At 59.5% G+C, this 12,382-nt stretch carries 7 protein-coding genes; all 7 read left to right on the top strand.

All coding sequences use genetic code 11. The annotated features are described in order from the left end of the window. Positions 1–56: 56 nt before the first annotated feature. The 7 genes from L6R21_13865 to L6R21_13835 all read left to right on the top strand — a co-directional run bounded on the left by L6R21_13865 (position 57) and on the right by L6R21_13835 (position 12,371). Positions 57–1,427 carry an NAD(P)/FAD-dependent oxidoreductase gene (locus L6R21_13865; protein MCK6560279.1) on the top strand — a complete coding sequence of 457 codons (1,371 nt, stop codon included), beginning with the start codon at positions 57–59 and terminating at the stop codon, positions 1,425–1,427. A 92-nt stretch (positions 1,428–1,519) separates the two neighbouring features. After that, positions 1,520–3,067: a GMC family oxidoreductase gene (locus tag L6R21_13860; GenBank protein MCK6560278.1), complete on the top strand. Its 1,548-nt coding sequence runs from the start codon at positions 1,520–1,522 to the stop codon at positions 3,065–3,067. 284 nt (positions 3,068–3,351) lie between these two features. Next, complete coding sequence (locus tag L6R21_13855) at positions 3,352–4,965, top strand: S8 family serine peptidase (GenBank protein MCK6560277.1); 1,614 nt, start codon at positions 3,352–3,354, stop codon at positions 4,963–4,965. Positions 4,966–5,307: 342 nt separating this feature from the next. Then, complete coding sequence (locus L6R21_13850) at positions 5,308–6,354, top strand: VOC family protein (GenBank protein MCK6560276.1); 1,047 nt, start codon at positions 5,308–5,310, stop codon at positions 6,352–6,354. 138 nt (positions 6,355–6,492) lie between these two features. Continuing rightward, positions 6,493–9,141, top strand: coding sequence for a glucosidase (locus tag L6R21_13845; GenBank protein MCK6560275.1), 2,649 nt, complete (start codon positions 6,493–6,495; stop codon positions 9,139–9,141). A gap of 423 nt (positions 9,142–9,564) precedes the next feature. Beyond that, the gene (locus L6R21_13840) at positions 9,565–10,881 is read left to right on the top strand and encodes an extracellular solute-binding protein (GenBank protein MCK6560274.1); all 1,317 of its coding nucleotides are present in this window, start codon (positions 9,565–9,567) and stop codon (positions 10,879–10,881) included. Between the two features lie 2 nt (positions 10,882–10,883). Further along, positions 10,884–12,371: an ATP-binding protein gene (locus L6R21_13835; GenBank protein ID MCK6560273.1), complete on the top strand. Its 1,488-nt coding sequence runs from the start codon at positions 10,884–10,886 to the stop codon at positions 12,369–12,371. The last annotated feature ends 11 nt before the right edge of the window (positions 12,372–12,382 follow it).

Raw genomic sequence — 12,382 nt, 5'->3', positions numbered from 1 at the left:
CACGACCAAACAACAAAATCAATTTGGCAGAAGAACCTCAACACTCGCGCAATGCTATGAACTCAGTCAAGCCTGTTCGCATCGTCATTCTCGGCGGTGGCTTTGGCGGGCTGTACACTGCCCGCTATCTGGACAAAATGCTGGCGCGTGATCCCGGCGTGGAAGTGACGCTGGTCAATAAAGAGAATTTCTTTCTGTTCACGCCCATGCTGCATGAAGTCGCTGCCAGCGATCTCGACCTCACGCACATCGTGAATCCCATCCGCAAGCTGCTCGAGCGGGTGCGTTTCTTCGACGGCGAGGTGGAAGCGATCGATCTGGTGAAAAAGCGGGTGATCGTGTCTCACGGCCTCGCCGGGTCCGGCCATGATCATGAATTGGAATACGACCATCTCGTCCTGGCGCTCGGCGCGATTACCAACTTCTTCAACCTGCCCGGTCTGGCGGAGCGCGCGCTGACCATGAAGTCGCTGGGTGACGCCATTCATCTGCGCAATCGCTTGATCGAGAATCTCGAGGAATCGGATTTCGAATGCGCCTTGAACCGGCGCGATCATCTGCTCACCGTGGTGGTGGCGGGTGGCGGCTTTGCGGGAGTGGAAACGATTGCCGGCGTGAATGACTTTCTGCGCGAGGCAGTCGCGTTTTATCCGCATCTCAAGGAGGAATACCTCCGCACGGTTCTGGTGCATCCCGGCGGGGTGATCCTGCCGGAATTGGGCGAGCAACTCGGCCGCTATGCCCAGGAGAAGTTGCGGCAGCGCCAGGTCGAAATTCGCACCAACACGCGCGTGCAGGGAATTTCGGACCGCGGCGTGGAGCTCAGCGATGGCGCCTTGATCAAGGCGAATATCTTGGTGTGGACGGCCGGCACTTCGCCTCACCCGTTGCTCGCAAAGTTGCCGTGCCGACTGGAGAAGGGGCGTGTAATGGTGAATGCTTTCCTGGAGGTGCCGGGTTGGTCCGGGGTGTGGGCCTTGGGCGATTGCGCAGTCGTGCCGGATCCCGAGGGCAAGCCCTATCCGCCCACGGCGCAACATGCCATCCGGCAGGGCAGGGTGCTCGCGCAGAACCTCACGGCCGCGGTGCGCGGCGGCAGGAAGCGTCCTTTCGTTTTCAAAACCATCGGGCAATTGGCGGCCATTGGCCGGCGCACCGGCGTCGCACGCATTTTCGGATTCAACTTCTCCGGCTTTCTGGCCTGGTGGATGTGGCGCACGATTTATCTGAGCAAGCTGCCGCGCTGGGAGAAAAGAATCCGTGTGGCGCTGGATTGGACGTTGGATTTGTTTTTCTCCAAAGATCTCGTGCAATTCGAAACGTTGCGCGCGCCCGCGGTTTCGCACCAACATGAGGACGGCCAGCCGGCCCGCAACGGCCAGACGGTTGCCGAGCCGGCGAGTCTCGCAACGCTGCCGGGCCGGTGAACAGTTTCGCGCAGGTGTAAGTTTCCCGTTGGGTTTTCGACCAATGTCTGAAGGGCAGTGCATCAAGTAAGCGACAACCTCAGGAGAAGACCATGGCCAGTGCCAATCATTATGACGTGATCATTATCGGCAGCGGCGCGGGCGGCGGCACGCTGGCGTATCAGCTTGCGCCCTCCGGCAAGAAAATCCTGATTCTGGAACGCGGCGATTATGTGCCGCGCGAGAAGGATAATTGGAGCACGCGCGCCGTGAACGTGCAGGCGAAATACAACACCAGGGAAGAATGGCAAGACCAGCACGGCAAGCCGCTGCACCCGCACACCAACTACTACGTCGGCGGCAACACCAAATTCTACGGCGCGGCGTTGTTCCGTTTGCGCCGCGAGGATTTCGGCGAGCTGAAGCATCACGGCGGCCTCTCGCCGGCCTGGCCGGTTTCCTATGATGAGCTGGAGCCGTACTACACCAAAGCCGAGCATCTCTACCACGTGCATGGCGAGCGCGGCGCCGATCCCACCGAGCCGTGGGCCAGCGCGCCCTATCGCCATCCCAAGGTGAGTCACGAGCCGCGCATTCAAAAACTGCATGATGATCTCGTCAAGCTTGGCCACCGGCCTTTTCACGTGCCGCTCGGCATCCTGCTCGACGAGCAGGATCGGCGGAACAGCCGCTGCATTCGGTGCGACACCTGTGACGGTCATCCCTGCTTGATCGATGCCAAGGCCGACGCGCAAGTGGTGTGCGTTGATCCGGCGCTCAAGCATGCCAATGTCGCCTTGTTGACCGGCGCGCATGTCCGCCGCCTCGCGACCAGCGCCTCGGGACGGGAGGTGACGCAGGTGCAGGTTGAGCGCAACGGCGCAACCGAAACGTATTCGGCAGATATCGTCGTGGTTTCCTGCGGCGCTATCAATTCCGCCGCGCTGCTGCTGCGCTCGGCGAACGACAAACATCCGCACGGCTTGGCCAACGGCTCGGGCGTGGTGGGACGCCATTACATGGGGCATCTCAACTCCATCGTGCTCGCGATTTCGCAGCATCCCAATCCCTCGATTTTTCAGAAAACGCTGGCGCTGAACGATTTCTATTTCGGCACGCCGGAGTGGCATTATCCCATGGGGCACATTTCCTTCGTCGGCAAACTCGACGGCACCACGCTTTCCGCCGGCGCGCCGCCGTTTGTGCCCGGCTTGACGCTCGATTTCATGGCAAAGCACTCGCTCGATTTCTGGCTGACCTCCGAAGACCTGCCCGATCCCGACAATCGCGTGACGCTCGATCGTAATGGCAACATCATGCTGACGTACACGCCGAACAACGAAGAAGGCCACCGGCGCCTGCAGGCGAAGCTCAAAAGCCTGTTGCGGCAAATCGAGGGCATGGAGCACATCATTCCGCTGCAGCGCTTCCTGGGACAACGCATCCCGCTGGCAGGCGTCGCGCATCAAAACGGCACGATTCGTTTTGGCAATGATCCCCGGACTTCCGCGCTCGACCCCCACTGCAAGGCGCATGAAGTCGACAATCTCTACGTTGTCGATGCCAGTTTCTTTCCCTCCAGTGGCGCGGTGAATCCGGCGTTGACCATCATGGCCAACGCGCTGCGGGTGGGAGATCATTTGCTGGCAAGGCTGAAATGAATGCCAAGGGTTGGGGCACTGCAGCGGTTTTCAATTAGGTGAGCAGGTTAGTCGTTCCCGCTCCTTGCGGGCGGCTGTCAAGGCCAATAAACTCACGTTTGCCACACTGCCCCACGTGGGGCAAGACCGCGATTCCTGCGTACGCATTTGAAATACGCCGTCAGGTGGCGATTTGATCGGGCGACGGATTTGTCGTGCAACGGATGATCAGCCCTCGTTGCTGCAGGTCTCCCGGTCACGCCTTCTCCCACTCGCGTCATCGTCGCTGTCACAAGAGCAAGAACATGACCACCGTCCCAACAACTTTTTGTCCGCTCTGCGAATCGCCCACGCCGGCTGAACAATTGTTGCCGGCAGGCTGGATCGCACCGGAGGTGGAAGCGCAACTGCGTCTGGATCATCCGGAGTGGCGCCGGGCTGACGGCGCGTGTCCGGCTTGTGTGCAGCAGTATTTGCTGCACACACTGCTGCACCAAGGCGAAGCGGCGTTGCATGAGAGCCTGCAAGCGGTCTGGCCGCTGGATGCCGAAGCCGCATTCGGCGCACTGCCCACGCCGCTGCGTCTGCATGCGGATCCGCGCTTCACCGGCAGGAACGTTACGCTGGCGATGGTTGACAGCGCCTTCTATCCGCACCCGGATTTGGTGCAGCCGGTGAATCGTATTCGCGCCTGGATCGATGCCAGCGAGCCGGTGTTGCAGGCGCGCTCCTTCAAGGCGAATGAAATGCCGAGTTGGCCGGGAGCGCAGGAGGCCGCTGCCGGTCAATGGCATGGCACCATGACCAGCGTGGCTGCCGCCGGCAATGGCTGGTTGAGTCAGGGCTTCTATCGCGGACTGGCGAGCGACGCCAGCCTCGTGTTGGTGCAGACCATGAATCGCGACGGCCGGATCACCAATGACAGCATCGTTCGTGCCCTGCGCTGGCTGCGCGAAAATCGTCTGGCGCTGGCGCTGCGTGTGGTGAATCTGTCGCTCGGCGCTGATCCGATCGGCACGCTGAAGGACAATCCCATTGATGCCGAAGTCGAGGCGCTGGTGCAGGAGGGAGTGTCTGTCGTTGCTGCTGCCGGCAACAATGGCGAGCGCCGCTTGCTGCCGCCCGCCACCGCGCCCGCTGCGCTGACCATCGGCGGCCTGGATGACAAAAACACTTTCAATCATGATGAAGTCGAGTTGTGGCACAGCAATTATGGCGAATCCCTGGGCGGCGCGTTCAAGCCGGAACTGGTGGCGCCCAGCATTTGGGTGGTAGCGCCGGTGTTGCCGGGGACGGCGCTCGCAAGGGAAGCGCAGGAGCTTTTTGCGCGCCGCCGCCGCGGTGATCGGAACTGTGAAAGCCGCATCGCCGAGTGCAAATTGGTGACGCCGTTTTATCAGCATGTGGATGGCACCAGCTTCGCCGCGCCGCTGGCCGCCAGTGTCGCGGCCTGCATGCTGGAAGCCAATCCCAAACTCGTGCCGTTCTTGTTGCGCAGCGCTTTGCTCGAGTCCGCCGTGCCAATTGCCAATGTGCCGCGCGCGCGTCAGGGCGCGGGTGCATTGCATGCCGGCCGCGCGCTGGCGCAGGCGTTGCGTGAAAAGCACGGCGCGCGCAACGGCCATTTTCATTCGCCGCACGTGCAGGGCGCGAAGCTGAATTTTGTTTTGCACGATCATCAGGCGCGTCGCGTGCAAGTCTTCGGCAGTTGGAACGGCTGGCGCACCGGCATCCCCGCCAAACAGGTGGAGGGTGGCCTCTGGCGCGCCGCCCATTCTTTGCCGGCAGCCGGCCGCTATCAATACAAATTTCTGATCGACGGTGAGCGCTGGTGCGATGATCCTGCCAATCCCGAAAAAATGCCGGATGGGTTTGGCGGTTTGAATAGCGTGGTGGTTGTTGCGCCAGATCGAAGCTGAGAACAAAAGCGATCCGCCGAGGGCGCAGAATTTCGCAGATCGGCTGCGTCGCTGAAGTTGCTGCCAGCGCTGTGCAGGAGATCGACAAGCAAGGGATTCGATCCGCAGAGGGCGCAGAATTTCGCAGATCGGCTGCGTCGCTGAAGTTGCTGCCGGTGCTGTGCAGGAGATCGACAAGCAAGGGATCCGATCCGCAGAGGGCGCAGAATTTCGCAGATTGGCTGCCTCTGCGTAGTCTGCGTGGATCTGCGGACAATAACTCAGGACTGCGCGCCTTCTCAGCGAACCATCCCAGCGGATGATGGAATTGACTAAGCCAAACTTGCAAAGGATGCCTATAGCATGAAGTCACAAAGCCAACACACGAAGATCCGTTTGTTGCTCAGCTTCTTGGTGATCGCCTGGCTGGCACCGTCGCGATTCTCCTTCAGTCAAGAGGCTGTCAACGCAGTCGAGGCGATCGGGCTGACCGTCTCAGAACTGGATCGCGCCCTTGATTTTTACACCAGCGTTTTGCCCTTTAGAAAGGTGTCTGAGGTTGAAGTGGCCGGCGAGGCTTACGAACATCTGCAGGGTGTGTTTGGCCTGCGCCAGCGCGTTGCCCGTTTGCAGCTCGGTGAGGAATTCATCGAGCTGACCGATTATCTCGCGCCCGAGGGCCGGCCGGTGCCGGTGGATATGCGCAGCAATGATCACTGGTTTCAACACATTGCCATCGTCGTGAGCGACATGGACAAGGCCTATGCGCATCTGCGGCGACACCACGTGCAGCATGCTTCCACCGGCCCCCAGCGCATTCCGGATTGGAACCAAGCCGCCGCCGGCATTCGGGCGTTCTATTTTCGCGATCCCGACGGCCATCATTTGGAGATCATCTATTTCCCGCCGGGAAAGGGCGATCCCAAGTGGCAAAGCAAGGGGCAAGGGGCCAATGGCAGGCTATTTCTGGGAATTGATCATACCGCGATCGTTGTTTCGAATACGGAAGAGAGTCAGAAATTCTATCGTGATTTGCTGGGTCTGCAGGTGGCGGGCGAGAGTGAAAACTACGGCACGGAACAGGAACATCTCAATAATGTGTTTGGCGCGCGTTTGCGCATCAGCGGCCTGCGCGCCGCGACCGGACCGGGCATTGAGTTTCTCGAATATCTTGCCCCACGTGACGGCCGCCCCACACCATTGGACATTCGCGCCAACGATTTGATTCATTGGCAGACGACGCTGGTGGTCGCGAATGCCGACGCCATGCTGCAGCGCCTGCGCCAGAGTGGCGCACGCTTCGTTTCGCCGGCTGCGACTGTGACGATGCCTGCGGCTGAGTTGGGCTTCCGGAAAGGCGGCCTTGTGCGTGATCCCGACGGCCACGCGCTGCGATTGGTGGAGAGATAATCTGTTTGGTGCCCGCCCCAGAATGTTCCAACCTCGGCTGGGCTGAGGTTCATGAAATTTCGAGTCGCACGAAGCCTTCGAGCTTTGATGCAACAGCCAGGAAGTTACAGGAACACCTTTTCAAGTGAGGGAGACTCTATGAACGCGGAGAAAGAACGTCTCGCCGAAGCCCGCTCGCAAAAAGCCGCGTGGAAGAAGTGGGGGCCGTATGTCACCGAACGGCAATGGGGCACGGTGCGCGAAGATTACAGTCCGTATGGCAACGCGTGGGAATATGTCTCGCACGAAGCGGCGCGCTGCAAGGCCTTTCGCTGGGGTGAAGAAGGCCTTGCCGGCATTTGTGATGAGCGCCAATTGTTGTGCTTTGCACTGGCCTTGTGGAACGGCCGCGATCCGATTTTGAAAGAACGCCTTTTCGGTCTCACCGGCAACGAGGGTAACCACGGCGAGGACGTGAAGGAGCATTACTACTATCTCGACAGCACGCCGACGCATTCCTACATGAAGATGCTGTACAAATATCCGCACGCCGAGTTTCCCTACGGCTGGCTGGTCGAAGAAAATCGCCGCCGCGGCAAGGGCGCGCCGGAGTTTGAATTGATCGATACCGGCATTTTCAATGACGATCGCTATTTCGACGTGTTCATCGAATACGCCAAAGCCGCGCCGGATGATATTTTGATTCGGATCACGGCACACAATCGCGGACCGGAAGCAGCAACCCTGCATCTGCTGCCGACGGTGTGGCTGCGCAACACCTGGGCGTGGGGCGTGAACGGCCACAAGCCGAGCCTGGGCGTTACCGCGCGCGGCGGCATTGAAATCAATCAAAGCGATCTCGGCAAGAGGTGGCTGCTGTGCGAAGGTGACCCGAGATTCTTGTTCTGTGAAAATGAGACGAACGTCAAGCGCTTGTATAACGTCGAAGGCCGCGGCTATTTCAAAGATGGCCTCAACGAGTACGTCGTGCATGGCGACCTGGCGGCGGTGAATCCGGCGCAAACCGGCACGAAGGCGGCGGCGCATTATCGCCGCGAAATTCCCGCCGGCAAGTCCGCAACGCTGCGCCTGCGTTTGACGAACCTCTCGATCACGGCGGATCAGGCGTTCGCTGATTTTGAACAGACCTTTGCCCAACGCCAGAAAGAAGCCGACGAGTTCTACGCGGAGATTCAGGCGCCCATCAAAGAGGCAGACGCCAAGAACGTGCAGCGCCAGGCGTTTGCCGGCATGTTGTGGTCAAAGCAGTTCTATTACTTCGACATTCCGCGATGGTTGAACGGCGATTCGGGACAACCGCCGCCGCCGGAAGGCCGCAAGCACGGCCGCAATCACGAATGGCTGCATCTCAACAATGCCGATATCATTTCGATGCCGGACAAGTGGGAGTATCCGTGGTACGCCGCTTGGGATCTGGCGTTCCACTGCATTCCGCTGGCGATGATCGACGCGGATTTTGCCAAGGCGCAGTTGGTGCTGCTGACGCGCGAGTGGTACATGCATCCCAACGGCCAACTGCCGGCGTATGAATGGGCATTTGGTGACGTCAATCCGCCGGTGCATGCCTGGGCAACGTGGCGTGTCTTTCAGATCGACCGCAAGCGCAACGGCGGCAAGGGCGATCTCGCGTTCCTCGAACGTGTTTTTCAAAAACTGCTGCTCAATTTCACCTGGTGGGTGAATCGCAAGGACGCAGAAGGGCACAACATATTTCAAGGCGGCTTTCTTGGCCTGGATAACATCGGCGTGTTCGACCGCAGTGCCATGCTGCCCACCGGCGGCCACCTCGAGCAAGCAGATGGCACGAGCTGGATGGCGATGTATTCGCTCAACCTGATGCGCATCGCGCTGGAGTTGGCGCAGCACAATCACGTCTACGAAGACATGGCGACCAAATTCTTCGAGCATTTTCTCTACATCGCTGGCGCCATGGCGAACATCGGCGGCGATGGCATCGACTTGTGGGATCAGGAAGATGAGTTCTTCTACGATGTGCTGCATTTGCCCAACGATGCCCATGTGCCGTTGAAAGTCCGCTCGATGGTGGGTTTGATCCCCCTGTTTGCCGTGGAAACGCTGGAGCCGGAGCTGCTCGACCAGGTGCCCGAGTTCAAGCAACGCCTGGAATGGTTTCTCAATTACCGTCCCGATTTGGCGAGTCTGGTGTCGCGCTGGCATGAGCCGGGTTCGGGCGAGCGGCGCTTGCTTTCGTTGCTGCGCGGCCATCGCATGAAGCGCCTGCTCAAACGCATGCTGGACGAGACCGAGTTTCTGGCGGATTACGGCGTGCGGGCCTTGTCACGGTTTCACGAGGATCACCCTTACGTTTTTCAGGCCAACGGCCATGCCTTCACGGTGAAGTATCAGCCCGCGGAATCCGATTCCGGCTTGTTCGGCGGCAACTCGAACTGGCGCGGCCCGATCTGGATGCCGGTGAATTATCTCATCATCGAGTCGCTGCAGAAGTTTCATCACTACTACGGCGATGATTTCAAAATCGAATGCCCGACCGGCTCCGGCCGCTTCCGCACGATCAACGAAGTGGCCAACGAGCTGTCCCACCGCCTGACGCGCATCTTTTTGCGCGATGAAACCGGCCGGCGTCCGGTGCTCAATTATCATGAGAAGATTCAGAACGACCCGCACTTCCGCGATTACGTGCTGTTTCACGAATACTTTCATGGCGACAACGGCCGCGGGGTCGGCGCTTCGCATCAAACCGGGTGGACGGGCTTGGTGGCGAAGCTGCTACAGCCGCGCGCCGAGAACGTCGTCGTGGCAAAATGAAGAGTTGACGCCCAATCCTTCACCCTCCTGCCAGCAACGGCGCCGGCAAACCCGGCGCCGTTCCCTGCCCCTGCCAAAATCCAGCTTGACAAATTCACGACGGTTTCGCATTATCGCTGCGTGATTGACGAATGATTGTTCGCAGCAACTTCCTGTAGTGCTGGCGGAATCCGATGAGTATGGTCATGCGCGCCGGGTTGTTCCCCTCTGTCGCTTTCCCTGCCTTTCGACTTCGCACGCCACGCTCGAGTAAAAACGCCCCGCGGCCACGGTTCCCTGCCAGGCTCTTGATGACGTTTGTCCCCTCCGGAGGCGCCTAACGGTCGAGCCCGCGGCGCAGAGATTCGGTTTCCTACGCTCTCCAACCGCGAACCGGGTTAGCGGAACGACCGGAACGAGATGCGGCCAAAGCACAGGTGAAACATGTTCAGCCGTCTCTTTTCCAGAACCAGTTTGTTGATCGTGTCCCTCCTGATTGCCGCCCTGGCCATTGTAATCGTGGTATTCACCCCCACCGGCCCGGAAGAGGAAGAAGACACCAAGGTCACGACCCTCTACTTTGCCGACAACCTCTCGGCGGCGCAACAAACCATCATTGACCGTTTCAACGCGCAGTACCGCGGCAGCCTGCAGGTCGTGCCGGTCAATCTTCCCTTCACCAAATTCAGCACCAACGAGCGCAAACAGCTTCTCACCCGTGCGCTGCGCAGCAAAAGCTCGCGCATCGACATCTTTGCGGTGGATTTGGTGTGGACGCCGCGTTTCGTCAAATGGGCCGAGCCGCTGACCGGCTATTTCTCCCCAATGGAACAGCAGGCCTTTCTGCCGCAGGCCATCAGCTCGTGTTATTCCGGCGGGGAATTGGTGGGCGTGCCGTTTTATTTTGACATCGGCATCCTGTATTACCGCCGTGATCTGCTGCAAGCGTTGCCGGATTTCGCCGAGGTGGAGCGCAAGCTCAAGGCGGCGATGACGTGGGGAGACTTCATTCAGCTCAGCCGGCGTTTCCTGCCGCGCCCCCCGGCATTCTACCTGTTTCCGGCGGACAGTTACGAAGGCCTGATTTGTTCCTTTGTGGAGAATATCGGGCATCAAAGCCCGGCTTTGATTACGGGGGATTCGCTGCGGGTCAACACACCCGCGGCGCGGCGCGCGCTGCAGTTGCTCGTCGATTTGGTGGGCAAATACGGCATGACCCCGCCGGCGGTGACGAATTACAAGGAAGGCGATGTCTATGAGCACGCCCTGGCCCAGGATGCGATTTTCTTTCGCGGCTGGCCGGGCAATTTGCGCGACTATGAAAGCCGGTATGGCGAGAAGATCAAGTCCATTTCATTCGCGGCGCTGCCGCATTTTGCCGGCTCACAGCCCACGGCCGTCTTCGGCGGCTGGAATCTCATGATCGCGCGCGATTCGAACAAAAAGGCCGCGGCGATCAAGTTCATCAAGTTTGCCACCAGCAAAGAGATGCAGCGCGCCGTCTATGAAAAGATGGGTTACTTGCCTGCCATCAAGTCCGTTTACGAAGATTCGGCGTTTTGCCGCCAGCATCCTGATTTGCTGTACTACCGCCAGCTTCTCGCCACCGGTGTGCACCGCCCGGCGTTGGTGGAGTACACCAAGATTTCGGATATTCTCTCCTTTTTTGCCCATCAGGCCATCAAACAGGAAATCTCCGTCCCCGCCGCGCTCGCCGGCGCGGAAGCCATGATTCGCTCGCAAAAAGTGTTGATCAACTGACCATGAATTCTCCGCAAGATCGCCTCGTCGCCAAGCTGCGCCGCTACCATTTTGAATTGAAACACGTGCTGGTGCTGTTCACGATCATGGTGGCGTCGCAAGTGCTGGTTTCCTTCGTGCAGAAGGATTCAGTGAAGGATTTCCTGGTGCGCGCCCAGGAATGGTATCAACGCGATTCCGCCGAACGCTTCGCGAATTTGGCCGCGACTTCGCTGGAACTGCTACTGGAGACGACGTCGCCGGCGCACCGCCAGAGCGCCGCCGACCGCCGCAAACTGATTCAGGCGTTCGACATCATTTTCAGCCAGCAGTTGCTGTTGCAGCACGTTGAAGAAGCCTGCGTGCTGGTGTCGCAGGGCGAGCGCGTGTTCGCCATCGACAACGGGGCGGTACTCTACCGTTTCTTCTTCGAGAATCTGACCGACCTGCCGCCCTCCGACATGCCGCACACCGAGGCCACTCGCCTCTACGGCCAGGTACGCAGCCAGCTCCAGTCCACCGAGCAGGTCTACAATCTGCTCGAAGGCAAGCAGACCTTTCACGTGTTCGTGCCCTTCGTCCCCAAGGGTGAGTTTGCCGGCGCGGTTTACATCAAAAATGCGCCGGACTTCGGATTCGTCACCCGCGAGATCATCACCAGCTTCAATCAGTCCGGCATGGTGTTCATGGGCATGATCCTGTTCGGTATGCTGGCGCTGTTTTTCGTTTCCTCCTATTCCGTGCAGGAACGCGACGAGGCCCAGCAACTGCTGTTCAAGGAAAGGGAGGAGCAGCTCAAGGAGCGGATTCATTATCAAAAGGAAGCGCAGTTCGCCAAGCGCATCTACCACACCCATCACAAAGCCGAAAAGGTGATGGGCTTCATCAAGGAAGACGTGCGCATGCTTGCGGCCGCCAACATCGAGGAAGTCAAGTATCGCGTCACCAAATACGCCAACTACATGTCGCGCGTGATCTATGATATGAAGTGGTATGAGCCGCCGGTGCTGGCGATCCGCGGCCCGATTTTCCAAACCAACTTGAATGAGGTGCTGCGCTTCATCGTTGAGCACATTTGCCTGCGCGTGACCCGGCAGTCGGAGGAGTTCAAGTTCGACATGGATCTGGATGACGCGCTGCCGCCGGTGCAGGTGAATGAGTTCGTCGTGTGGGAGATTTTCGAGCCGCTGTTGCAGAATGCGCTGGATCACAGCGGCGCAGGCGGCGTCACCATCACGGTGCGCACCCACTGCGATCCGGTCGCGGGCGTGTCGCGCGTCGTCATCGCCAATGACGGCAAGGCCATTTTGCCCGAGCTGTTGGAAACCAACGAGCACGGCATCAAGCGTCTGTTCTTGGAGAATATCTCCACCAAAGGCGACGGCCCGCATTCGGGCTATGGCTGTTATCTGGCTTACGAAATCTCGAAACAGCGGTGCGGCTGGGATTTGGACGTCGAGAATCTGCCCGGCGGCGGCTGCCAGTTCACCATCTTGATCCCGCCGGCCTGAGGCCGGGCCCG

Source organism: bacterium (genome assembly GCA_023150945.1).
In the GTDB taxonomy this organism is placed as follows: Bacteria; Zhuqueibacterota; Zhuqueibacteria; order Zhuqueibacterales; family Zhuqueibacteraceae; genus Coneutiohabitans.
The sequence above is the reverse complement of the archived record's forward strand: the minus strand, read 5'-3'. Positions and strand labels throughout refer to the sequence as shown.